At 45.9% G+C, this 25,549-nt stretch carries 20 protein-coding genes; 7 read left to right on the top strand and 13 right to left on the bottom strand.

Going from position 1 to position 25,549, the window contains the following annotated elements; genetic code table 11:
- Nucleotides 1–157 precede the first annotated feature (157 nt).
- The 3 genes from B212_RS0123310 to B212_RS0123320 form a co-directional block, all read right to left on the bottom strand.
- Nucleotides 158–2,437: an AraC family transcriptional regulator gene (locus B212_RS0123310; protein ID WP_019913551.1), complete on the bottom strand. Its 2,280-nt coding sequence runs from the start codon at nucleotides 2,435–2,437 to the stop codon at nucleotides 158–160.
- Nucleotides 2,438–2,788: 351 nt separating this feature from the next.
- On the bottom strand, nucleotides 2,789–5,197 hold the full coding sequence (locus B212_RS0123315; RefSeq protein ID WP_019913552.1) for a hypothetical protein: 2,409 nt from the start codon (nucleotides 5,195–5,197) through the stop codon (nucleotides 2,789–2,791).
- Nucleotides 5,198–5,226: 29 nt separating this feature from the next.
- A complete protein-coding gene (locus B212_RS0123320; RefSeq protein ID WP_019913553.1) occupies nucleotides 5,227–7,296 on the bottom strand; it encodes a glycoside hydrolase family 31 protein in 2,070 nt (689 codons plus the stop codon).
- A gap of 131 nt (nucleotides 7,297–7,427) precedes the next feature.
- Here B212_RS0123320 and B212_RS0123325 point away from each other — a divergent pair, with 131 nt between their 5' ends.
- From B212_RS0123325 to B212_RS0123345, 5 genes are all read left to right on the top strand, one after another.
- Nucleotides 7,428–8,309, top strand: coding sequence for an AraC family transcriptional regulator (locus B212_RS0123325; protein ID WP_019913554.1), 882 nt, complete (start codon nucleotides 7,428–7,430; stop codon nucleotides 8,307–8,309).
- A gap of 280 nt (nucleotides 8,310–8,589) precedes the next feature.
- Entirely contained in the window at nucleotides 8,590–9,300 is a 711-nt protein-coding gene (locus B212_RS0123330; protein WP_019913557.1) for an alpha/beta hydrolase, read from the top strand.
- Between the two features lie 208 nt (nucleotides 9,301–9,508).
- Nucleotides 9,509–9,886: a GntR family transcriptional regulator gene (locus tag B212_RS0123335; RefSeq protein ID WP_019913559.1), complete on the top strand. Its 378-nt coding sequence runs from the start codon at nucleotides 9,509–9,511 to the stop codon at nucleotides 9,884–9,886.
- A gap of 2 nt (nucleotides 9,887–9,888) precedes the next feature.
- Complete coding sequence (locus tag B212_RS0123340; RefSeq protein ID WP_019913564.1) at nucleotides 9,889–10,752, top strand: ABC transporter ATP-binding protein; 864 nt, start codon at nucleotides 9,889–9,891, stop codon at nucleotides 10,750–10,752.
- The gene (locus B212_RS0123345) at nucleotides 10,749–11,405 is read left to right on the top strand and encodes an ABC-2 transporter permease (protein WP_019913566.1); all 657 of its coding nucleotides are present in this window, start codon (nucleotides 10,749–10,751) and stop codon (nucleotides 11,403–11,405) included. Before B212_RS0123340 ends, B212_RS0123345 begins: the two co-directional genes overlap by 4 nt.
- On the opposite strand, the gene B212_RS0123350 is transcribed toward B212_RS0123345, so the two are convergent.
- The 7 genes from B212_RS0123350 to B212_RS0123380 form a co-directional block, all read right to left on the bottom strand.
- Entirely contained in the window at nucleotides 11,402–12,019 is a 618-nt protein-coding gene (locus B212_RS0123350; protein WP_019913567.1) for a type 1 glutamine amidotransferase family protein, read from the bottom strand. The genes B212_RS0123345 and B212_RS0123350 overlap by 4 nt on opposite strands.
- 258 nt (nucleotides 12,020–12,277) lie before the next feature.
- Nucleotides 12,278–12,619 (bottom strand): hypothetical protein, encoded by a 342-nt coding sequence (locus B212_RS0123355; protein WP_028531016.1) that lies wholly within the window; start codon nucleotides 12,617–12,619, stop codon nucleotides 12,278–12,280.
- A 306-nt stretch (nucleotides 12,620–12,925) separates the two neighbouring features.
- Nucleotides 12,926–13,726: a phosphotransferase gene (locus B212_RS0123360; RefSeq protein WP_019913571.1), complete on the bottom strand. Its 801-nt coding sequence runs from the start codon at nucleotides 13,724–13,726 to the stop codon at nucleotides 12,926–12,928.
- Nucleotides 13,727–13,739: 13 nt separating this feature from the next.
- Nucleotides 13,740–14,879, bottom strand: coding sequence for a cation:proton antiporter (locus B212_RS0123365; protein ID WP_019913573.1), 1,140 nt, complete (start codon nucleotides 14,877–14,879; stop codon nucleotides 13,740–13,742).
- 297 nt (nucleotides 14,880–15,176) lie between these two features.
- Nucleotides 15,177–17,279 (bottom strand): CAP domain-containing protein, encoded by a 2,103-nt coding sequence (locus B212_RS0123370; protein WP_019913576.1) that lies wholly within the window; start codon nucleotides 17,277–17,279, stop codon nucleotides 15,177–15,179.
- A 186-nt stretch (nucleotides 17,280–17,465) separates the two neighbouring features.
- The gene (locus tag B212_RS0123375) at nucleotides 17,466–18,032 is read right to left on the bottom strand and encodes a DUF4256 domain-containing protein (RefSeq protein WP_019913577.1); all 567 of its coding nucleotides are present in this window, start codon (nucleotides 18,030–18,032) and stop codon (nucleotides 17,466–17,468) included.
- A gap of 37 nt (nucleotides 18,033–18,069) precedes the next feature.
- Entirely contained in the window at nucleotides 18,070–19,236 is a 1,167-nt protein-coding gene (locus tag B212_RS0123380; RefSeq protein ID WP_019913578.1) for a DUF4317 domain-containing protein, read from the bottom strand.
- A 217-nt stretch (nucleotides 19,237–19,453) separates the two neighbouring features.
- Between B212_RS0123380 and B212_RS0123385 the strand changes: the two genes are divergently transcribed.
- Nucleotides 19,454–19,849: a hypothetical protein gene (locus B212_RS0123385; protein ID WP_019913579.1), complete on the top strand. Its 396-nt coding sequence runs from the start codon at nucleotides 19,454–19,456 to the stop codon at nucleotides 19,847–19,849.
- A 171-nt stretch (nucleotides 19,850–20,020) separates the two neighbouring features.
- On the opposite strand, the gene B212_RS0123390 is transcribed toward B212_RS0123385, so the two are convergent.
- Both B212_RS0123390 and B212_RS0123395 read right to left on the bottom strand, forming a co-directional pair.
- Nucleotides 20,021–21,181 carry a cobalamin-independent methionine synthase II family protein gene (locus B212_RS0123390; protein ID WP_019913580.1) on the bottom strand — a complete coding sequence of 387 codons (1,161 nt, stop codon included), beginning with the start codon at nucleotides 21,179–21,181 and terminating at the stop codon, nucleotides 20,021–20,023.
- Between the two features lie 109 nt (nucleotides 21,182–21,290).
- Nucleotides 21,291–22,088, bottom strand: coding sequence for a hypothetical protein (locus B212_RS0123395; protein ID WP_019913581.1), 798 nt, complete (start codon nucleotides 22,086–22,088; stop codon nucleotides 21,291–21,293).
- 361 nt (nucleotides 22,089–22,449) lie between these two features.
- Between B212_RS0123395 and B212_RS0123400 the strand changes: the two genes are divergently transcribed.
- Nucleotides 22,450–24,072: a DNA/RNA helicase domain-containing protein gene (locus tag B212_RS0123400; protein WP_019913582.1), complete on the top strand. Its 1,623-nt coding sequence runs from the start codon at nucleotides 22,450–22,452 to the stop codon at nucleotides 24,070–24,072.
- A 139-nt stretch (nucleotides 24,073–24,211) separates the two neighbouring features.
- On the opposite strand, the gene B212_RS0123405 is transcribed toward B212_RS0123400, so the two are convergent.
- Nucleotides 24,212–25,432 (bottom strand): IS256 family transposase, encoded by a 1,221-nt coding sequence (locus tag B212_RS0123405; RefSeq protein WP_019913583.1) that lies wholly within the window; start codon nucleotides 25,430–25,432, stop codon nucleotides 24,212–24,214.
- Nucleotides 25,433–25,549 lie beyond the last annotated feature (117 nt).

The raw sequence follows: 25,549 nt of genomic DNA on the forward strand, positions 1-25,549 counted from the left end.
CGTAATCCTCGTCATTTCAAGTGCTGACCGCGGTTCAGCCGCACCATTAATGTATCGAAACCGCCCCGGGCCATCAATGTTCATTAACATCAAATGATGTACGATAACAAGGAAAAGACGGGTGACATCTTGAAACGGATGAACCTTTTCGCGAGTGTTATTGAATCGTCTTGTATTTTCCAGGCGTGATGCCTTCATATTTCTTGAATACGCGAATAAACGCATGGCTGCTGGAGAATCCGACCCTGGCTCCCGTCTCATCAATACTGACTCCTTCTAATAAAAGCACCTTGGCTGCCTGTACCCGGGTATGGCTAATATAGTCATGCAGCCCCCCTTGCCCCGTCTGCTCGCTGAACAATCGGGATACGTACTGTGGCGTCAATCGAAATACGTCTCCTATTTGTGACACGCTTAGGTTCTTGTCGCTGTAGTTCTCCTTCACGAACTCAATAACGCTCTCCCCAATCCCGGCGTTCGTCTGTGTGCTGACCCTGCTGCGGAGCACGCTGCACACCCGCTCGAATATGTCCGCGAGCTCCTGCTGAAATTCCATCTTCGTGGAGCAGGACAGCAGCCGCTTGAGCGGACGCCATTCATCCCATGCAATACCGGCCTGCTCTTGGTCAGGAATCGTCTTGAGCAGCGTCGTGGCTATATCCAGCAGAACACACTTCACGATTTCATGTGACATTTCCCGCTGGAACGCTTGTTGTATAACATCGTCGATCATTTGCTTCGCTTTGCCGAATTCGTCGGCTTTCAAGAAGTTTATCAGGATCAACTGGTCGTTCACATTGAAGAAATAACTGCTCCCGCCCGGCTTGATGTTCCCATACCAGATCAGCATCCTTTCCCCCAGCACAATACGGTATTCCTGAGTCTCCAGAGCTTGAAGAAATGCCTGATGTATGCCGCCGAGGCCGGTTTGCAGCTCACTTCCTACTGTTGTGAAACGAAGCTTATACCGCTCCTTGATGAATTCGTATGCCCGTGCCAGATCATCCTCTATATCGTCCTTCCACCGCTCCGCGTGATCCGGGTGGACATTCACAACTGCCGCAAGCATGCCATCCACATCCGTAAAATGAATCGTCAAGTGGTCACCGACCGAATCCGCAACAATATTGGAGACAATAAACTGCGACAAGACCAGATCCTTCAATTCTCCCTCGTCGCTGTCGATATATAACAGCAACACCGCGAAGCGCTCACTTGTCCATGACAGATTGTGCACCTTCGCCAGCTCCTTAAGCGGGACATTGCGGTCAGCCTGGCCTTTCAATAATCTTCCCAGATAATAATCCTGCAGGAGCCGAAGCTGCTGATCATGCTTATTGTTCATGTCGTCCCGCTCACGGATGGTCTCAAGCACACTTCTCCGAATGAACGTATACTCGTCCATGTAGGTTCCGTTTCTCTGCACCTTGCTCCGGGAAAAGACGCTAACCAATTCTTTGATCGGATCGTAGTTTTTACGGGCGAAATAATAAATGACTGCACCGCCAAATGCAAAGCATACCAGCAGTCCGAATAAGTTCAAATTCCGGATAGCCCGGACCCGCTCCCAAAATACGTCGGTCGGAAATACACTGATGTACTTCCACCCCGTCGTATCAGACGATTCAATCGTAATCATCGACCTCTCCTTCTGGAATGTGCCGGTAAAGGTGCCGGTCCCGCGGTCATTCCACTCCTGATGCAGTGTTGAGGCTGCCGTCAGTTTGCCGGAGTTTTGAATCAGAATTTGATTATTTGTATCCATAATGAATACTTGTCCCCGCTCCACCCAATCAATGTTTGCCAGCATGGTCATAATCTTCTCTACATCGAGTGTAATAATGAGCGTACCCGCCGATTCTTTCGCCATTTGCGTCGGCAGCGACCGGATATAGGCAGGCGTATAGGCAATCTTCCCTTGATTCTCAACCGGAAGCATCATATAATCCCCCGACTGATTCCGGTTGATTACCTCCAGCCAATCCTCGTAAGCGAATGTTTCTGTCTGAAGCTTGATCTCGTAAAAATCCCGTTCATTTAAATACGTTTCACTTGAGAGAACCGCCTGCAGGGGCTTAGAATAGATGTAAATGCCTTGAATAAAATCGTTCGCGGACAACAATTTATTAAGCTCCTGCTTCATTTCATAAATGTTGTAAGCGTTTACCTTTTTGGATGAAGCCAAAAGTTTACGAACATCCGAATGAACCGATAGCTGTGTAGCCAGACTTTCTGTCTGAAGCAGCTCGCCGTCCACGATATACCTCACCTGCTGAAGCATGGCGCTGCTCGCCAGTTCGATCTCACGCTTCACAATCCCTCTTGTCTGCCCGTATATAATGAAACTAAGAATGACAGGGATACTTAAAATCACAGCATATGATACAATCAAGCGAAAAGCCACACTCCGCGTGAAGTTCCCCCTTACCAATTTCACTTCTAGTCCCCCTACATCGTGTTTTTTTGTACATTTGTCATCATAACACGGACTATATAGGGGGTTCATATGTACACTTTGAACTTGAATGTACAGTTTGTGCAATCTTTGGAAATTACTCAGACACCGATAACCGCGACTGGAATGCCGAATTAACCGATGAACAACAAGGTTATGTGTATCACGCCGAGGCTTATATTGGGGAACAGCGGATGATGCTCTCCGATGAAATAGAGCTTGATCCCGCTGCAAGTGGCGGCTCATGACTGAACAGACGGAGAAATGAACGCAGATAAAATAAAGACGCTCTAGGGAAGCGGTCCCCAAAGCGTCTTTTGGCTTAAATCCTATCTACTCTTCCCAAATAATATCGCCATACACTAACCCTCTTGTCCCGGTTGCCACGTAAATCCGTCCGAACACTCTCGGGTCGCCTGTTATGGAGCGGATGTCACCATATTGATGGTTGTCGTCATTAATCCGCTTCCAGCTAACGCCTTCATCATGGGAACGATAGAAACCATACTCTCCTTGGATCGTTCCGCTGGTGAACAGCGTTGGGATGTCGCTTCCTTCACTGGGCTTGCCAAGACCGATTCTCTTGATAAAGTCACCTGCCTGCGAAACCCGCTGCCCGGAAAAGACATGCTGCGCACGATCATAGGCCACCCGCCAAAGCCCGTACTGCTGCATAGCCATCCAGATTACACCCTCATTGCCCGACTCGACCCGAATCTCGTAATGCTGCTCACTATCGATCCCGGCAAGATCAAGCTCAGGAAATCCATCCGGCGCTTGCAGTTGATGAAAGCTTTTGCCCTTGTCGAGACTGACATAGAATCCCTTGCCATTGGCATTGTCACTAAAACCATAGAAAAGTTCCGGATGGACACGATCAGACATGACCTTAAATGGCAGCGAATCTCCGTCAAGCAGGTTCCCTTCACCATCATATACTTGAGACTTATTCCAGGTCTCTCCAAGGTTATGCGTATAGACCAGTCTGGATGCATACACCGGAAGTCCCAGCACCCAGAGAATTGCCTCTCCGTCGGCAGATATGGCAGTCCATCCCGAGGTTACATTCGGTGTCTGCAAGAAACGGACCCAATCATCCACAGCCTCGCCAAGGCCAACAGGATTGCTTAATTGCTCCCATGTGCGGCCTTGATCCCTCGACAGGATCAGCCCTCCTTTGGTCTTCCCTTTCCAGTTCCCCCGGGGTGTTGTCACTAACAGATTTGGATTGCTGTCGGGATAATCCGCGTTCATAGCCGTGATCCATCTGTCCTGGTTGTGGTTGGCAAAGGTATTCTCCGCAGGCTGATCCAGATCGGTAAATACAAAGCCGCCATAATCGCCAATGATATCAATCAATTGAACATCACCAGCCGGTGGAGAGTATATGTTCAAGTGAACGGTTTCTTCGACGCCTGTATTGCAGCAAGCCCAAGTCACTGTCTTATCTTGATCCGCCCCGGTCAAATCCATCGTCATGAAGATGCCGGCACCGGTATTAAAGAGCGCCATATCGCTGTTGAACGGATTGATTTTCACATCTGCCATCCAGTGGATCAGGGAGTCATTGCCGTTGTATTCAGGTCTCTGGTAAGACACATTAAAATCAATTTTCCCGATGTTCAGCCCCGACATGATCGGCTTCCACGTCAATCCATCATCGGTTGAACGGTAAATCGTGTCCGGTGAGGCCGTGATCGTCGAGCAGATCAGGGTACCTGGAATTTGTGAATCTGCACAGATTCCGCTAATTCCATAGCCCAGCTTGCGCTCCGGTGCTTCCGGGTCATGGAAATGAGGCTCCACGATGTTAGGAGGCGTAACCTCCAGAGCTTCTACGACAGCTCCATTGCTATCCAGCTCGTAGCGGACAAGAGCTCCGTCATAACATTTTCCCGTATCGCAGCCGTAGCTGTTCCAATTCGACCATCCAATGTTATATGCGGCGTAGGATACAAATAAATATTTCCCGCTAAAAGCAGCCCGTTGTCCCACATAGCCGGGATAATCCGTAGACCCGCCGGTAACCGGTGACGGTTCTCCCGCTAAAGGCTGGAAGGTGATCCCAGCATCATGGCTGATATATACGCTCTGCCCGCGAACGTTATCCCCTGGAGAGCCTTGCTGGCCGCTGGTAGCCACGATAATCCGCTTGGAGGCACTGCCACTAACACCGCTGGTAGAATCAATTTCTACAAAAGCGATGTTGGTTTCCGGGTCTTTCCCCGGAGAAGCTACCGCAAGCCTGGTCCAGGTTGCGCACCGGTCAACAGTCTTCCATAAGCCGTCTTCCATCGTGCCCATATACAGAATATTCGAGTCATTTGGATCTACAACCAACCGCTCCCCCGTGGAACGGCCAGGTGCATTTCCATGAATCGTCGCCGTATTGCCTTGTTCGTCAATAACAGGGGGGTCGAAATACACCCAATGTGCACCGTAGTCCTCGGAAAAGGCAATTTTATGCGTAGGATACAGCCCTACCATGACATAAATATAGCTTGGCTGTTGCCGGTCCAGCGCTATGGCAAGAGGGTAGGTCTCCCACATATTCGGATCGGTTGCATGATCAACTAGCGATACCCAGGATTTATTCTGGAAATCGAACCGGTACGTGCCGCCGATATCCGTCCGGCAATATAAAATATCCGGGACCGCAGGATGAAAAACAAATCCGGTAACAAATCCGCCTCCCGGCACGGATATGGATTTATAGCTGTATTTTCCACTTTCCTTAATCATTCCTATATCTCCTTTCAACACCAGCGCCGCTATTCATAAATAGGAAGGCTCTTATCCGCTCTGATGAACAGCGGAATCTCATGAATGGGTGCATCGATGGTAACCGTCTGGCCGCCTTGCAGGACCTCATTCGTTTTGGCATTTTTCCAGCTTTGGTTCTTGGGAAGGTATACTTCCCGGCTCCGCTGGCCCAATTCGAAGATGGGAGCTACGAGAATATCCGGGCCGAACATATACTGGGAATCCACAGTCCAGCACGCCGCATCTTCAGGGAATTCGTAGAACATCGTGCGCATAACCGGCGAGCCTTTTTCATGGGCCACAGCCATGCACTCTCTAATGTAAGGGCGTAGTCTCTCGCGCATCAGGATATAATCCTTCATGATTTCATAATTCTCTTCACCATAGCTCCAGATCTCATTATCGCTGCCGGTCATCATCTGGCCTACCCCGTCAATAACGGCCTGCTCGGGTTCAATGTGCGGAACGCGTTCGCCATGCAGACGGAATACGGGAGTAAATACGCCAAAAGCAAACCAGCGCACCAGCAGCTCCTGAAAGCCGGGGTCTTCAACATGTCCGCCCAGGAATCCCCCGATATCCGTTGTCCACCAAGGAATCCCGGCGATTCCCATATTGAGTCCAATCTGTAGTTGCTCCCTCATGGCTCTGAAGGTAGAGGAAATGTCCCCCGACCAGATTAGCGCCCCGTATCGCTGGGCTCCTGCCCAAGCAGAGCGCACCAGATTGCAGACTCCCTCCTGCCCTTCCGCCGTCATTCCATCATAATAACCTTTGGCATACATCAGAGGGTAGATGTTCGTACACTGCAGCGCCGGGCCCTGGTAATACCGGTAGAGATCGAAGTCGTAAGGGCCGTACTCCGGCTCCGCTTCGTCAAGCCAGAATAAGCGGACTCCCTTGTCATAGTAATTCTTTTTGCACACCTGCCAGACATAATCTCTTGCCCCGGGATGCGTAGCGTCAAAAAACACCGTCTCCCCCATCCAGTTCATATTAATGTTCATGCCTCTATCGGCTGAGATTAAATATCCCTCGCCGGACATCGGGCCATAGTTCTCTGAACGGCTGTCAATGGTCGGCCATACCGACACCATCAGCTCGATATCCATTTCCTTCAATTCAGCAATCATAGCGTCAGGGTCCGGCCAGTCTCTCGGTTCAAACTTGAAATCGCCTTGTTTGGTCCAGTGAAAGAAATCCACCACAATGACGTCAAGCGGAAGCCCGCGCCGTTTATATTCTCTGGCTACGTTAAGCAGTTCTTCTTGAGAGCGGTAGCGAAGCTTGCACTGCCAAAATCCCAAGCCGTATTCAGGCATCATCGGCGCTTTCCCTACAGCATTTGCATATTGCTCTTCGATTTGTGCAGGTGTTGCCCCGGCGGTAATGAAATAATCCAGCTTCTTCGTACTCTCAGCCACCCACTCCGTACGGTTTGTACCAAAAGTGACCGTTCCAATTGCCGGATTGTTCCATAAGAGCCCATACCCGCGGCTGGACAGCATAAACGGAACGCTGGCTTGGGAATTGCGGTGGGCCAGCTCCAGCGTTGCCCCCTTTTTATTCAGCACCTTCTCCTGGTATTGGCCAAGCCCGAAAATCTGCTCATCCTCAAACGCTTCGAAGCGTAAGGTCAGCCTGTAATCGCTTGTGCCGGTAAGCGGCTTCAGCTCTCTTCCTTCAATGCGCAGCGGAGCACAGTACCGGTCAATCCGGTTCCGGTCACGCCAATATTCTTCCGTAAGCAATTGTCCGTCACTGTTCTTAAAAGAAAGCCAGCCTTCCGCGTTAAAGGAAGCAATGATTTCGCCATTTTGAATGGAAGCGATTTCACTTTTGACTGTACGCTTGGCTTTTTCCGCCTCTGGTATCCACGGCTCGATCAGCTCGATCTCATCCAGGGTGATAACAGGCGAAGTTGCAGCGGGCGTGTCCAATAGTGCCCAATCATTCGGGTCCATCGTGGCTTCTTTGGACATCCGGACGCGCAGGGAATTCTCGCCCCACGGTTCGATCCATATAGTCTCTACACCCGATTTTCCGATCAAACGATTTCCAATTCTGCTGAATTTCATTATGCTCCTCCTTCTAACATACAAAATTTGGTGCTATAGTTGTATTATATTCATTGTTTTCCCTCAATTCTTTAAGTAAATTGCTGATGATTAACACAATATTCCGATCATCGAAATCAAGAGGAGATAGTATGAAGCCCAAAATGTTCTTGAAAGAAAAAACCGTTCACGGGACGGCCCTTCTTCCGGTTGCGATTCATCATTTAAGCTATCCTCCGAACGCAGGCAGCTTCTTTTTCCTGCACTGGCATTACGAATTTGAGTTTCTAGTAGTTCTCCAGGGCGCAATCGTATATACCATTGAGGATGAAGAATATTGTGTTATGGCAGGAGAAGGGCTGTTTGTTCCCTCAAATCAGCTTCACGCAGCCAGATCCTATGATGGGATGCCTTGCGAAGCCTGCGTTGTAGTGTTTCATCCGAACCTGTTCAGCGATAACAAGCAGGGATCAGCCTACTCCAAATTTGTATATCCGCTCCTGAAGGGCGATATCGAATTCAAAAAGATACTTAAAAACGATGAACCTTGGCAGCAAACGGTGATCGAACGCATGAAAGAAATCGACTCCTTGCAGGATTACGGCCTACATGACATCGAGTTGCTGCTCAAAAGCAAGCTGTATGAAATCTGGCATCACTGCTACCAGAATGCGGTACCCGCCGCCGCCCACTCAAGAGACAGCAAAAACTATAAATTAGAGCGATTGCAGCCCGTCCTCACGTATATTCAGGCCAATTATAAAGAGGAGATTTCGTTAAAGGATTTGGCCGGCATCCTTCCGATGAGCGAGGGGCAATTCTGCCATGCGTTTAAGGAAGTGATGAACCTGCCGCCCATTGCCTATGTCATACGCTACAGGCTTTTGCAGAGCTGTGCACTGCTCATGGAGACGGATTGTAAGATTGCCGATATTGCGAAAAGCGTCGGTTTTAATAACATCAGCTATTTCAACAGGGAATTCTTCAAAGCCATCGGATGCTCACCGAGCAAATACCGGAGGGAAGGCATTTAATCGAAAAAGCAACCACACGTTGTCATGTGACTGCTTTCGGTTTATCGCCTTTCAATCATCCCCAGGTAGCGGTCAAGCTGCTCCTCCTCCAGGGATTCCCCAGACACCTTGGGCATCTTTGCCACGCGCTCTCCGGAACGCCCAGCTTCGATAGAGTGGAAAATCCCATTGTGCCCGGCTGGTGTGCGGATTGGCCCAATAATGTGGAAACCTCCGGGGATTTTGATTGGAGTACAGTTTTTAACTTCTAGCTTTTTAATACTACAAAGAAGGTAATAAAATGATGAAACAGGAATTAAAAATTGAGGGCATACCGGCAATTGTATGGGGTGAGGAATCAGATAAACTATTTATTGCTATCCACGGGAATATGTCCAACAAGGCAGATGATGCGATTGTTATATTTGCCGAAGAAGCCTCCGCACGGGGGTATCAGGTCATTAGCTTTGATTTACCTGAGCACGGTGACCGCAAAGAAGAGGCCTATGCTTGTAAAGTCCAGAATTGTGTTCATGATCTCGAAGTAATCATGCGTTACGCACACATGCAATCGAATGACATCAGTATCTTTGCTTGCAGTATGGGGGCATATTTCAGCTTGCTTGCTTACAACAAGTTCCGGCTTAAGCAGTCTTTGTTCCTCTCTCCAGTTCTGGATATGGGACGAATTATCAATAATATGATGACATGGTTCAATGTTAGTGAAGAGAAATTGCAGGCTGAACAGGAAGTTCCCACGCCCATCGGACAAACACTTTATTGGGATTATTACTGCTATGTTAAATCCCATCCGATTAATACATGGGATAGTCCAACTGCAATTCTATATGGCTCAGACGATACCCTGTGCGAGTTTGACGTAGTCTCTGCTTTTACAGACCGGTTCCACTGTGAACTGAGCGTGATGGAGCATGGCGAGCATTATTTCCACACCGAAGAGCATCTGCAATTTTTCAGGGAGTGGCTGCAAGAGCATATCATCTCAAAATAAGCATAACGGGAAGCCGTGAGACTCTTACTCACGGCTTCCCGTTCTTATTATCCAGGGGATGCTCCCGGCAGCTGCGAGCCAAAACTCGGCATAAGGGTCGCCCATACTGGCTCTGCACTGTGAAACTCTTTTGACAAAATACACTATACCTAACTATAATGTACTTATACGATAAGTACACTAAAATACAATGCAAAGGAGGGGTCGTGTGGAAATCATCATCAGCAGTAATACGAGCAAGCCGATTTATGAACAGATCACCTCACAGATTAAGGCGATGATTATGGGCGGAGAATTACAGACAGGCGACCCGCTTCCGTCCATGCGTGCGCTCGCCAAGTCCATTCATGTCAGTGTCATTACCGTACAAAAGGCCTACGAGGATTTGCAGCGGGATGGCTTTATTGAAACGACGGTTGGGCGGGGCAGCTTTGTATCGACGCAGAACAAGGATTTTTTCCAGGAAGAACAACAGCGGAGAGCAGAAGGACATTTACAGGAAGCCGCAGACATTGCGCGTACCAGCGGTATACCCCTTAGCAAGCTGGTCGAGCTTTTGACTATGTTTTACCAAGAGGAGGAATAACGATGGAACCTATTTTGCAGGTGGAGAATCTCACCAAACAATATCCTGATTTCAAGCTGGACCAGGTTTCCTTTTCTATCCCGAGAGGCACGATTATGGGGCTGATTGGCGAGAATGGCGCCGGGAAAAGCACCACGATTAACGCCATTCTTGATCTCATCCGAAAGGATGCGGGAACCGTCACATTCTGGGGGCAGGAGCTGTCCGCTACTCCCAAGCAAATGAAAGAGGACATAGGTGTTGTGTTCGACGGCATCAATTTCTATGAGACCCTCACCCCGGCCAAGGTTGGCACAATTTCGGCGGCCGCCTATACGCAGTGGAACGCTGCCGTTTACAACGGTTATTTAGCAAAGTTCCAGCTCGCTTCCGACAAGGAAATCAAAACATTTTCCAAAGGCATGAAGATGAAGCTTTGTATTGCTGTAGCCCTCTCCCATAAACCAAAGCTATTGATTCTGGACGAAGCGACCAGCGGACTTGATCCTATCATGCGTGACGACATGCTGGATGTTTTTCTGGATTTTATTCAGGACGAAAATCACTCTATCCTAATGTCTTCCCACATCACAACGGATTTGGAGAAAGTGGCTGATAACATCACCTTCATTCATGAAGGGAAAGTTCTGTTCTGCAAGGCAAAGGATGAGCTGCGTTACAACTACGGCATTATTCGCTGCGGGGCAGCGCTGTTTGAGGCGATTGACAAATCGGAGATTCTTGCTTACCGGAAATTGGACTATCAGTGGGACGTGCTGGTTGCTGATAAGGAAAAAGCGCGCCGCAAGTATAAGACTGCAGTAGTGGATAACGCTTCTATCGACGATATTCTTCTTCTCTATGTAAAGGGAGAACAGGTACAATGAAAAGCTTGATTATAAAAGATTTGTACAACATCGGGCACAACGCAAAATCCATGATTTTTATGCTGTTGGTTTTTGCCTTCATTTTTATCCCTTTCAGCGGACCGGAAGGCTATATTATCGCGAGTGGAATTCTATGCAGCATGATGATCATGACTACGTTTAGCTTTGATGACAACTCCAAGTGGACGAAATATGCAATGGTTACCCCAGTTACCAAAAAAGAATTGGTCGCCAGCAAATTTATCGTTCTGCTGATTTTCTCGGTGATCGGAGTTGTCATCGGCCTAGTGATTGGTTTCATCGGCGGCATCATCGTCCACAAAGTTGACTTCAGCGATATAAGCAACATCCTCACTCTGCCGGTTGTCGCTGTGGTTGGTTTGGTGATCGCTGAAATCTTAGGAAGTATGGCCATCCCGCTCTTATTTAAATTCGGTACAGAAAAAGCCCGCACGTTATCACTTGTGTCCTTCATAGTTCCCGCTTTGATTTGCTTTGGTGTCTATGAGCTTTTGATCTTATTAGGTGTTTCTTTTACAGATCGGTTCACATTTATCCTGCTGTGCTGCTCTCCGCTGATAGCGCTGGTGTGGAACTTGGTGATGTACAAAATCAGCTATGTGATTTTCTCGAAGAAGGAGCTTTTGTATTAATTCATTAATTTATAAAAATATTCAGATTTGCGAGTCTCATAGAGCTTATACCAAGCCTCTAATGTTTTTGGCGTAAACACATCCAAAGCCTTCAAGACATGTGCAGCAAATTCCAATGGAGCTATCCCCGAAGCAGTAATTAATTGTCCATCAGTAACAGCAGGCTCATTTATGTAATACTGTTCACCTTTATAACCGGAGCACACCATTTTGAGGTATCCCAGGTCATTGCTTGTATGCCTTCTTGAGTCCAGCAGTCCACGCTGAGCAAGCCCTATTGTGGCGCCGCATATCGCTGCTACAACAATGTTCTCCTGAATACACTGCTTTGCTGTATTAATTATTGGTTCGTGGATGGTTTCCATCCATGTATCTCCACCCGGTAAAATCAACGCATCCGCGCTCTCCATGCTGCACTCATCCAGTTTGAGGTCAGGCAGTATTTTCAATCCGCCCATTGTAGTTACAGGAGTCTTTTCAATTCCTATGGTAACTATTTTGGACGGGGCCAATCCCTTCTTATAATATCTTCCTGAGTTTAGTTCAGCAGTCAAATAACCGATCTCCCAATCTGCCATCGTATCAAATACATAAAGATATACTGTGTTGTTCATCGTAAATTCTCCTTAATGATTAATGTTTATCACCATAATAAAACAGCTTCACTGACATCTACTGTCAGTGAAGCTGTTTTCATTGAAAATATTCCATTCATTTCGGATAAAATGGATACCACCAGACCCCGGCCTCTTCCCGAATGACTTGTTCGGATGCCCCGCAATCATAAATCGTCTTAGCATCTAACATCCCGTTCATCCTGGGCCTTAAGCGGCACAACTCCAGTATGTAAAAAAATTCAGTATGTAAGAGTATTATTTCTTTTTCTTGGAAGGTCTCCATTTGTAGCCGCAGCTCATACAACCGTTGACAATCTCACTTCTCCCAGCTAATCCCACTAAAATGCTTACGGGTAGTGCTAGAAAAAATGAAATCCCTCCTAAAACAGCGAATATTTGGAGAATTGAACTGGCACTATCGCTTACACTGTACATAAGGGCAAGGCTAGTCAATCCAACAGCCAATATGCCAATAAAAATCATAATACCAAGCGTTTTGAACATATTGGCGAAACTGTAGCCTCTTTTGTTAGCTACTACTTGCTGTGACTTACATTTGCGGCAAACAACCACATTGACATTCTTTGCAGTGTTCACTTGGCCTCCCATTCCCCCTGCTTGACTGACAGTTCTGTTTGCTTGGGGACTAGCTGCCCTAGTTTGACCGCTGCCAGTCCTGTTGGCTTGGGCGGACGCAGACCTATTAGCCTGATTGGATGTAGTTCTAGAATCACGTTGCACTTTTTTGGTTCCCTCCTGATTAATCTATATATAGGTATGTAGAACTATTCGACAAAGTTTTCCAAAATCCTCCTTACAATCTTTATATTGTTGCTCGCACCTTATCTCCTTATAAAAATTCAATGCCATCTGCGGCCGTTCACCAACAGAATATAGAAGCCGTTAGCATGCCGGATACTGTTCATGAAGTAGCACTTCACGATAAGCTCTTGCTGCATTCAATTCAAATCTTAACGGGATGTCTAAGAATAATGACCCATACCTTGCTTCCTCCCAATCAATGAAAAAAACCTCTTCATTATTGTGGACCAATACATTCCCGGGATTAAGATCATTATGTATTAACGTGTGTGTGCTTTCATCGTTCAGTACCACTTCAATGTCATTAGCTATACTGCTAGATACAGCTTCCACTTCAGGAATATACTGACCGAAAGCTTCAATAAACTGTTCATTCTTTTTGGCTTCTTCCCATACAGTTCTCCATCGCCCGTAAAGCATTTTTTCGATATGGTCACGATCAGCTATGGGAAGCCACGACAATTCCTCTTTTAATCCGTGATTAGTTTTATGGATATAAGCCAAGGCCTGCACCTCCTTTTTTTGAAGCATCTCGAACTCAAGGCTTTGGTAATGGGTCTTATAATCCACATCCTGAATACATATAAGGGCTCGATCTTCTGAACCAATGTCATGTGCTGTACTAAAGGGTACTTTTGCTGACTGCAAATATAATCTATGGAGTATTCTTCTTTCAGTTGTATTCGCCATCTTCGTGATAAATGAAACGTATTCTTGTATGCCCTGGTCATCAATGAGAACCTTATGCCGAGACAAGCCGACAGCTTGGTACCCCATATTTAATGGGGTGCTCTCTACTTCAAGTACCATTGCCGTTTTTGAAATGAATTGGTTCGTCTTCTCCTGGATCAGCTCTACAATTTCGTTAGTTTCGAGGTTCATGCCTACCTCCTAGTTATAGTGGTGATTTTTTGAAGAGAGCCTTTAATAACGGCGGAGTAACTATGGTTGTCAGTATGACAACTATAATCACCGAAGTAAAATATTTTTGACTTAATAAGCCCGACTCTAAACCAATAGCCGCTATGATCAATGCAACTTCCCCGCGTGAAACCATACCCGCTCCAATAACAATAGAGGAACGCCAGTTGAAGCCAGTTACCTTGGCCCCGAGCCCTGCTCCCAACCATTTGGACAGAATAGCTACCATTGCTAATCCAATTATGATTAGTATTTGGGACATGAATCCTTCAAAAGACACTGATAGTCCGATACTTACAAAAAACACGGGCACAAAAATGGCATATGCGATGGGCTCAAGTTTTTGTTCGACTTCTTCTTTGAACTCCGTCCTGGAGATGGCAATACCTGCAGCAAATGCGCCAATAATTCCTGCCACTCCGAAATATTCCGCCATGTAAGAAAAAGACAAGCAAATGACAATCCCTATACTGATGACTGCTTCCGTAATTCTAAGCGGGGCAAGCTTACGCATAACCCACGGTACGACCTTCCAGCCCATGCCAATGACCAGTGCAAAGAATATTACCTTCTTTAACAACACCAAGCCCAGGTTAATCTCTTCAGTTGATACAAAACTCATAAATACCGCCAAAGCTACAACAACAAGAATATCATCGACCAGAGCCGCCCCTAGAACGGTTGTGCTCTCACGGCTTTTTAGTGTACCCAGCTCCTTAAATGTCTGAACAGAGATGCTTACAGAGGTAGCCGACAGTAATAATCCGAGAAATATCGCGTGGGAGCTCTCCAAGCCAATGATGATTCCAGTCATGTACCCGAGGCCGAGAGGAAACAAGATACCTCCAACAGCTACTGCTACAGACGAATTACGGTTGTTGTTTAATTCCTTAATATCTGTCTCCAAGCCTGCAAAGAACATCAACAATAGAACGCCGATATTACTAAAAGTAGAAATTAACTCAGACGGCTGAACCCAGCCGAGTATGGCAGGACCGATTACAACGCCAATAATCAGCTTCCCAAGTACCGAGGGTTGCCCTAACCGTACTGCAAGATCACCTGCAAGCTTAGTGCTTAGGATGATAACCAACAATTGTAAATAGAATTCCATTTTACTTCAGCCTCCTCCCGCATGACCATAAAAACGCAGAAAGGAGCCTGCTTTGAGCAGACTCCACCGGTTCACGCAAGTATTTATTCACGTCCGTACTATACCACAATGATTGTAATTTGCCCATTATTCAGCATCAAGCTTTTTCACACGAATTCAAATGTTATCGTACTGGTATAACTTTGCTGCAGCAGGTAATCCGAACGGTGCCGATCAATTTTTCGGATGATTATGAAGCCTCTATGAAGATGGCATGCTGGAGCCACGGATGACTTCATCTGCCGTTGGTAAGCCTTCTTACTCTGTTACTGTATATTGGCTCACATTCATGGTATTATACTGTACATTTAAATAGTAGCTAACTCCGGGAGTTGCCAAATATAAATTCAGAGAAGCTTGTTCGTAGGGACCAGACTCTGCCTTGAACCTTCCTTCACTGTCTAAAGTTACAGTCAAGTCTTCGATCTGTTTAGGATTCTTCCCCCCTGTTTGCACACGCACCTTGAGAGCTTGACCAGCGAATTGGGTGAACTTCCCCTCAACAGTGAGCGTATGATCCTCGTGGAATTCCGCAAAGAACGAATGATCTTTGAACGAATCGGGCTTAACATACAATACCTTTGGCGGAAGCTCTGGCAAGGTTGAATTTGGTGTAACACTGATCGGCCGTCCCCGCAATTCTGTAAGCTTAGGCCGCAAATACTGAAGGATCTGCGCAGCCTCTGCACGGGTAATCCCTTTTCCCCCCTGATAACCTATTAATGACAGCTCTGTTACGCCCCGCACATAATCCTTTCCAAGCACGAAGTTCACAGCGTCGTAGTTTTTGAAATTCAGCCCGTCTGCCGCAGCTATGATCTCAGCGATCTTCAGCCGGGTAATTTGACTATCCCTTGCGGACAGATTGGATATACCATTAAGCGGGAAATTACGGTCCTTGGCGATAAGGTAAGCGGCATCTGACCAAATCTTCATTTTGGCTGGCTGATAAGCTTCAATATGAACATTATATGCTTTCAGGAGCATGGTCCAGAATTCTGCTTCGCTTACGGCTGCATCAGGCTTGAAGAGACCTTTTCCCGCTTCGGTCATAACGCCTGCTTTGAGGGCCCATTCAATGGCTGGTACCGCCTTGTTCCCCGCAATATCCGTCAGCTTGCTTGGGTCAGCAGCAGGGTAGACCTTTGATTTTAATTTGGGATACACTTTCACTTTGAGCTGTGAAGATAGGGTACCTGAAGATGCGGTAATAATGTAATCCCCTGATTTAATACCCGATATAGCTCCGGTGGAAGACACGCTTAGACCATTGATCTTGTTACTGGAATACTTAACCGCATCGCCCAACAGCAGATCCGTTGTTCCATCATCATATTTGCCTTCCGTTTGAAGCTGCAATCGCCCGCCTTCATTAATCACGATTTCTTTATAAGTGGGAATCAGTTGTGTCAGCAGATGCCCTTTACCGGTGGTAAAAGACCATACCTTCGTCCGGGTATCCAAAGCGCCGTCTACTTGATATTCCAGGGATACGGTGTATTGGTGATAACCCTTTAATATGGACTTGGGATAGATGAAAAGAGTATTCTCGTTTTTAAATTCTTCATGATAAGGAATCTCCGTTCCTTTGTCATCGGTAATCACCGCTTTATGCGAGACCATATCCCTATCTGTAGCCGCAGATATAATATAACCTGAGTAATCAACATCAAATTGCTCAAGTGGATTCGGCATTTCATTTCCATAGAACCCGACAGGTACATCTGTCTGCTGATCGTAAGGGTACACGGAGATGCCTCCACCTACAGACTGTGTCATTCCAGGACCTCCGGCATCCAGGACGGCCGTTCCGTGAACCAGGCCAATTCCAATCTCTGTATAACTGGGGTCCAGTATAATGTCACGGTGATAGGCTGTATCGAGCCAACCTTGAATAGCTGCTTTACTGCTTTTTTGCTGGAAGTGCATCACCTCTCCCGCTGCATACCCTTGTGATCTCGGCACCCAACCCGCCGCCTTCATCCGGTCCATTACCGACCGGCCAGTATAGCCGGGTTTTCCCGATATTTCGGAGTGAGCACTCAGGCCTGGAAGATCCGCTTGATTGGCATTGTAAAATTCAGCATGCGAGATTGCCGCCTTGGTAATCGCCGCATTCAGTTGAACGGGCGGAATGCCGGCCCGGGTTCTCACCTCGTTGAGGAATTGCAGACCTTCCAACTGATCTGTGGTGTACCCGGTCCCCTCACTGGCTGAATCTGCTGCGACTAAATTGCCTGTTGCACCAAATAACCCTGTACTTACAACTCCAAATAGCAGTACGAAGAGGACCGAATAATGGATGAAGCGCATACGAGGACTGCCGATCGCCTGATTTCGTTCTTTTCTGACAAATAACATGATTATCCCCCTTTTTATGATTTATATATTCGACATTTTTCAATATTTTTCCTCTATATAGGCAGAGCTTACTATTCGTAGGGCGAATAACGCAAAAAGAGCCTGCTCTACGCAGACTCCACCGGTTCATGCAAGTATTAATCCATGATCAAATATACAAACAGATCAGCTATTTTAACCTCAATATCAAACCCTCAGCGAGCCACGGAAGCCCCTGGCGCCATAGTAAGAATCCGCACCGTTATGATACACAAAGACTTGTCCATAACGGAAATCAGCAAAGATTGCACCGCCGAGCTTGCGGATATCGGAAGGTGTTTTTATCCAGCTTGATGTTTTCGTATCGAAGCGTCCAAGCTTCTGCAGCTCCCGGTATTGTTCTTCTGTAAGGATCTCAATGCCCATATCCTCCGACATTTGAATGGCGCTGTTTTCCGGTTTATTTTGTTTTCTGGCGTTCAGGGCTTCGCCGTCGTAACAGATGCTTCTGCGGCCTTTGGGGCTTTCTGCCGAGCAGTCATACCAAATGTATTCTCCCGTCTCTTCATCATAACCCACCACATCCGGCTCACCGCCGGTTCGTTCCATCTCATGAATGGACCATAATTTTTCATGGTTAGCTTCCAGCCTTAGCTGCACATTGGCCCATTCCAATCCCTCGTGGCGATTCATGTTTTTCTCAAAACGGGCTTGTAACACTCCCAGCAGCTCTTCTTTTTGTTCGAGTGACAACTCCCTTTTTTCATTTCCCACAACAAAACCTCCTTAATTCCTGTACCTTTACTGCCGTCTACAACGTTTCCGTACTAAGCGTGAAGCCCTCGATCACAACTTCCTCGTCAACTTCAATCATGATGCAGCGTTTCCCTTGATAATTCACCTGCTTCACATATCTTAAATCCTGGGGACTCACTGAGATGGTAGCCACCTTCGTATCTATCTTGATTGATTTGGTAGTATATTTCGGGATAACGCTGCTCGCCTTCATTTCGTAGTACTTATCGTCGATGACCGTTTCGAAAGCCAGCTCCACCTTTTCAGCCGTCACGTTCTCTACACCGCTTGCTGCCAGAACGCGTTCCACATCTTTGTAATCCAGTCTAGGAGGTTCTTCCTCCCCTTCGCCACCTTCAATGACCTGCTGGATTCCCTCATACACCTGAGCGAGTGTGGTCGTATCAAGCTGTTCTCCCGCCACTTCCTTCACGATATCCTCGAAGAAGCTTCTCTCCTCCAAGGCTGTTACAGATCTTTCCGCATTCAAGACCTGCTCGATGAACAACGGGTCGGGATAATTTGATTTCCCCGTACAATATAGAACGCGGTTCACATCCGAATAGTTGTCCGTCACACTCGGATAAAAGAACCCCTGCTCCGGCGAGCTCAATTTGACAATCGGATCGACGATAATGTTGTACTTGAATTCCTTCTCCACATAATCGAACATGAGGTTTTTGCGCTGCTGTTCCGTGGAATTTACGCTGCACAGAATGAACGGATGCGCGAACATCTCGTCTTTCCCGCTCTCTTCGGTTTCTTCATTCCTGGCCTTAGTCGGCCGGTAATACTGCCCGCGAACGAAAGTGACTACCATATCCTTCTCATACTTGGTATCTACCAGCATTTTATCCACCAGCATCAGCATCAGGTCCTGCCATTCTTCAGCATCACCTGTCACCAGGCCTTGGTGAAGCATTACCCGCGACGGCTCCTCCGCTTCCTCCTGAAACTTCAACTCGAACAGCTTATGGTCGAGTTCACCGGTGAGCAGTTTTTTGAAATTGCCCATATACAGCTCCTGCTTCTCTCTGTCCACGAGGCCAAACGGCAGGCGCTCCCAATGATAGATTTCGTTAGTTTCCTTCATAATATACACGTTAAGAATATCAAACAGCTTGAGCATTTCATGGTCCAGCTTGAATTGCTTGCGAATGTGCGCGACTTCTTTCTTATTCATAATCGGTTCTGCAGCTCCTTAGAAGTGTTATGCCTTATTAGTATAAACGATAGGGGCGGAAATTGGTTAGTTCCTATCCTACCATTTACTCTGCTATTTACATATGTAATAAATTGGTATATATTGTAGGGGATAGGCATGTAAACGCCCTCACGTGGAAGGAGGATGCTCTAATTCGTTTCGAAAAGTTAATTCATTTTGAGAGGATGAGCAATCTATGAAAAAACGCAGCAGCCTAGTATTTACCTTGATCATGGGTCTATCTCTGTTGTTTGGCCTGACCGCTTGGGCTAGTCCTGCCGTCGTCAGCTATGGGGGCAGCTATCCCAATACGCTGACCGAAGGTCAAGGCTATGCTTACATTCTTCCCAACGCCAAGACGACCGGCACAAGCGTGAAAATCACGGCTTCCGCAGTAAACGCACTTCGCCTACACTACTATTGGAGCTATAACAATACAACGGTCGACCTGGGTACCGCTATCGTCAACAAAACCACTTTCTACAGCGGATCTGGCTACTACGAACCCGGTACACTGATCACTGTTGTAGAACGCGTACCAGAATCGACTACGGCATACCCTTCTGTATACTACACAATTTCTTTCAATTAATCAGTGGAAAATAATTCACACGTTGATGACCGCCCCCCGCGGTCATTTTTTATGCGCAAAAGGCTGAAGTAGTATGAAGTACAGCTTCCAGTTCATAGAAAAAAGACCGCCGACAATACCGTCGACAGTCTAAGGAAGGGAATCTGCTCTCCTATTTAACTAAGTTAAATATTAACTACCCCAATATTGCAGAGCAATCTGTTGTCCTTGGTTAATTTTCGCCCACTGTTCAGCTTCTGTTAATTCGTTGCCGCCATCACAGGATGCAAAACCGCATTGATGAGACAGCAATAACCGATCCTTGTCAATAATCTTGGATGCTTCATCCAGCATTTGAACTACACGAGCCTCATCATCAAGCGTGTTGGTCTTGGAAGACAACAAGCCAAGGACAATTTCTGTGTCAGGCTTATCTTTGAACACCGCAAGCGCCTCAAGCGAGCCTGCACGATCATCATCCCACTCCAGGAAAAAGCGGTCGTATTTCAACTGCTTTAAGAACAGATTCGCAATTTTAGCATAAGAGCCGCCGCCCATATTCCGGGAATCATAGTTACCACGGCAGTTATGCGTCCACATTTTCAAGCCTAAGCTATGACCGTAATCAATTATTGTGTTGTTGATATCAATAAATTCTGTAGCCAGAGCCTGTACTTCCTCTTGATTGATATTCTCGCCGGTATATGGAGAGTTCGGATTATCATCTGCGAAGAGCTCCCATAAGCAATCGTCGAATTGCAGGATTTGTCCCCCGGCAGCGGCGAATTCCCCGACAAAGTCCTTATAAGCCTTCACAAGACCCTCTTTAAGCTCTTGTCTGTTCTTATACACGGCCTCTGTACCGCCAATATTATCTGACCAGGATAACTCACCAAAAATATGCGAAGGCGAAGGTACGCACAGCTTGGTCTCACGTTCACCGGCAAGGGCTTGAAGCTTTTTATAGGCATGAATAAAATGATGGTTCTTCCCGCTCAATTCACCTGTAATGCGTAGTCCAATATCTTTTCTGGTCTCATATTTGGAGGCTCCATCCGTATCTCTGAAAAAATACCCATGATCCGCAATATAGCGGCTAATCCCCTGGAACCCCCAGACGAAGTCCAGATGCCACATGGATTTGGAGTACTCCCCATCCGTAAGAATGGACAACCCATTATTAATTTCCTGATCCACTACAGCCTGAATCGCATCCGCTTCACACTGCTCATACCCCTGAAAGTCCTGGTAAAAGGGATACTGGATATCATCCCGGTGTTCAATCTGCTGTTTATATTCCAATAAATTCGACGGACGCAACAGGCTGCCTACGATTTGAAATCTATTGCACATAAGAAATCCTCCTCGATCTAACTTATCTCTTGCTGGAATGCTTTGATTCTAGCATGGAGGATTATTAACTGCGTAACACTTAAAAGTAATATCTGGTTAAAGGTAAAAGCTATAATAGATATGCACCGAAAAAAAACTCCAGCGCTTCCTGAGAATAGCCGTCATCCCCCTGCCACTCTGCCATAGAGTCATAATCAGAGCTCCCGCCCCTGCGCTTCTGCGGTGTGTCACCCGGTACCAGCAATCCGGCGTAGCCCCATATTTCCATCAGCACATCCCGTTCATTCTTACTGGAAGGAACCACTTCCTTCCACCGCTTCTCCAGCATCCGTGCACTCTCATGGTCTGCACAATCCCGAACCGCTTCAAGCAACCTGGAGAGAATAGCAATATCTTCGGCGGTAACCTCGAAAGGTTCCTCTTTACTGAATAGTTCGAGATCCAACCAACAATATAAAAGCCAGTTCAGGCGAATACCGCCCCATTTGACCCGCTCGAAATTCAGCACATTCAGATCATCATTGACATAATTGCGGTCTGACATTATTCCATGAGCATTACAATCCCCGCAGCGGCTGTAATTGGGCCGGACTGAGCTCCGCTGCTCATAGGTATGCACAGGTAAACTGGAAGTCAGAGCCCAGCTCGAAAGGGCACTCCGCAAATGGACTTTTTTCGTCGACAGACTGTGCAGGAACGCGGCCGCTACCCGCTCTTTCGTGACTCTCTGATGCAGTTCATGCAGCCGTAAGACGATCTCGTCATGAGTAATAGTGATGGGATCGAACATCAGCCCTTTGCTCTTGGCATACTCAAAATCCTCGCCAACAAAAGCATTCGGACTCCCCTTCCAACCGGCTGAAGTCCAGAAGGTATTCATTAGTATTTGTTTTGCTTTTTTGTCCATGTAATCACTTCCTTCGATGATCTAATACCAGTTCCTATTCACTTGAAAGAAAAAAATTTGTTTTAAAGTATTTCTTTCTTCTGTGTGTTCCTATCGTGATAAGTAAACAACACAAAAAGAGGTCGTTCTCCCATTGCCTAGAATACGCCTCTAAATGGCCACTCATGGCCATGCTTCGGTCTTGTTATATGTTTCTTAAGATTATTATGGAGACCAATAATAGTCAAACTAAATAAGGTAGACTGCTATACTTGGCCTTCCGCATATTATTTATTCCGCCAAAAATACATTTTACAAGAACGGTTAATCTATCTTATTCTAATTTATGTATTATCCCAAAATAATCCCAGTAGGAGGAATCATGTTAAAAATAGAAACTTATGATTATATAATTAAAAACTTTGATGAATGGGAAATACCTTTTGACTATCACTGTGTCTACATATTAGAAAATGGTAAAGAAGCCTACATCGGTGAAACCAACAATTCTATCAGAAGAGCAAAGGAACATTCCAGCAACTCCCGTAAAAATAAGAATAAAAAATACCTTTTTAATAAAATGCACATCATTACTGGATTTTCAATGGAGGAAACGCCAGCAAAACATTATGAAAACCTACTAATAAAACTGATGAAGGTTGATAATAAGTTTCATATTGTAAATAGAAGTGACGGCCAGAAGCCGCATTACCAAAGAAAAAATGATTTTGAGCGGCATTTTGATAAGCTATGGCTCCAGCTTGAAGAAAAAGGGCTGGTAAAAACGAAAGAATTTAATATGATTATTAACTCCAATACATATAAGTATTCTCCTCATACTGCTCTAACCGAAGAACAACACAAAAGTTTAACAAGTATTGTTAATACCATTGATTCAGGTGAGACATTACCACATGAGCAAACCTTCAATACAAGGCCAATTCTAATAAAAGGTGACGCGGGAACCGGTAAAACTGTTGTAGCTACCTCACTATTTCATTATTTAAAAAGCAACGAGCGTTTTAGAGATAAAAAAATTGCATTGGTTTATGCAAACCCCTCTACTCGCAGTGAAATTCAAGAGGTTTTTAAAAATACAGAGGGGTTGAACAAAAAAGATGTTATCAGCCCAGTGGACGTCACCAAACAACACTACGACATTATTATTTGCGATGAAGCCCAACGACTGAGAAGAGGTAAAAATCTCGGAATGTATTATGTACACTTTAAAACAGGGAATGCCCGAATCGGATTCGATAAAACACACGATGAACTGGATTGGATTTTGGCTAATTCTAACTGCCAGATTCTATTCTATGACGGAAAACAAAGTACAAGTCCTTCCGACATAACACACGAACACTTTGAAGAAAGACTGTATGAAAGAAAGCGGGGGATTCGTCCTATAGAATTGGATGAACAATTGCGAATAAAAGCTGGCAATAGCTATGTTCCTTACATCTACGATATGTTATATCAAAAAACTATTAACAAACTTGTATTTGAAAACTACGATTTTAAACTTTTTACTTCATTTGCCGATATGGTGAGAGCTCTTGACGAAAAAGAAAAAAATTGGGGTTTATGCAGGCTTTGTTCGGGATATGCATGGGAATGGAAAGGTAAAGAAGATAACACGTTAGTAGATATCAGTATTGACGGTGTTAACATTAAATGGAACAGTCAGACAGGCGGTTGGTTAAGTAATTTGAATGCTAAAAAAGAGATGGGTAGTATCTATACATTGCCTGGACTTGATTTAAACTATGCCGGAGTTATTATTGGTCCCGATCTCGAATTTGATAAGTTGGAAAATATGATAAAGATAAATAAGAATAATTTCTTCGACAACAAAGTAAAGAATGGAATAACTGATGAAGAACTAAAATCTTACATTCTTAATACATATGCGGTTTTTCTAACTCGTGGCATCAGAGGAACATATGTCTATGTTTGTGACGATAACCTAAGAGAGTACTTGAAGAAGTATATCCCTGTTTCCTAACTTTAATTCGTATAAAGACATCTTTTATGAGAATATGAGTACCATCACGAAAGATGGAGAAGTCCACTTTCTTGGGGTCTGTCAATAATTTTGTGTAAACTCTTTTAAGCATAGATTCCCCCGAGGGGGAATTTGCGATCTAACGCAAGTGTTGACCGACCCGATCGGGGAAAAAGACCGACAGCTGGAGCAGCATTTGTCCCCAGTTTTGGACTCGTCCAGTCCATTTTCGAGTGACATCGACGGTGGCCAGATAGAGCATTTTTAGCAGAGCTTCATCGGTAGGAAAGATGCTCTTTCCTTTGGTTACTTTACGAAGCTGACGGTGGTAGCTCTCGATCATATTCGTGGTGTAGATGAGCTTACGGATCTCAGGCGGGTACTTAAAAAAGGTAGCGAGTTCGTCCCAATTTGTCCGCCAGGAACGGATAATAAGGGGATATTTCGCTCCCCAAACTTCTTCGAAACGGTCGAGTTCAAGCAAGGCCCCCTCCTCCGTAGCTGCTTTGTAAATGGGCTTTAAATCGGCAGTCACCTTCTTAATATCTTTGTATGACACGTACCGGGTTGAGCTGCGGATTTGTTGAATAATGCACTTCTGAATTTCGGTTTGAGGATAGCAGGCTGCAATGGCTTGGGAGAATCCCGTCAGGTTATCCACGCAGATAATAAGGATATCCTGAACTCCGCGATTCTTGAGTTCATTCAGCACACTCAGCCAGAACTTAGAGGACTCGTTCTCACCGATCCACATGCCCAGCACATCCTTATTTCCATCCAGATCAATACCAATGACCATGTAGGCGGCCTTGTCGATAATCGCTCCGTCTTGCTTGACCTTGAAGTGGATTGCATCCAGATAGACGATGGCGTAAACGCCTTGCAGAGGCCGGTTCTGCCATTCTTTAATGAGAGGAACGATCTTATTCGTCACATTGGATATGAGCGTAGGCGACACCTCAATGCCATACATCTGCCCCAAGTGATCCTGAATTTCTCTGGTACTAATCCCTTTGGCGTACAGGGCGATGATTTGCTCTTCGATGCCCGTTACGTTCGACTGATGCTTCTTGACGACAAGGGGCTCAAACTCACCCAGACGGTCACGTGGAATAGCAATTTCCTGTTCGCCGTACTCACTCACTACCGTTTTACGGCTCTTTCCGTTGCGACTGTTTGGTGTGAGCTTCGCCTTCACTTCATGCTTTCCGTAGCCTAAGTGAGTATCCATTTCGGCTTCTAGCATCTCCTGAATCGTCTCAGCAAACAGGTCTTTTAAGGCATTCTGTGCATCTTGTGCGGTCACTAAGTTGTTCTGCTTAATGAATTCCCGAAGTTGCTCTTTTGACCAAAGTCCCATGTGTTCTCCCCAACCTCTCTCTTATTTCCATTTTAATGGGTTTGAGAGTTTACACAATATATTTTACAGACTCCTTTCTTGCGACCGATTAGGTTAGGGATCTCTGTATCCTTCCAC

The organism is Paenibacillus sp. HW567 (assembly GCF_000374185.1).
In the GTDB taxonomy this organism is placed as follows: domain Bacteria; phylum Bacillota; class Bacilli; order Paenibacillales; family Paenibacillaceae; genus Paenibacillus_AQ.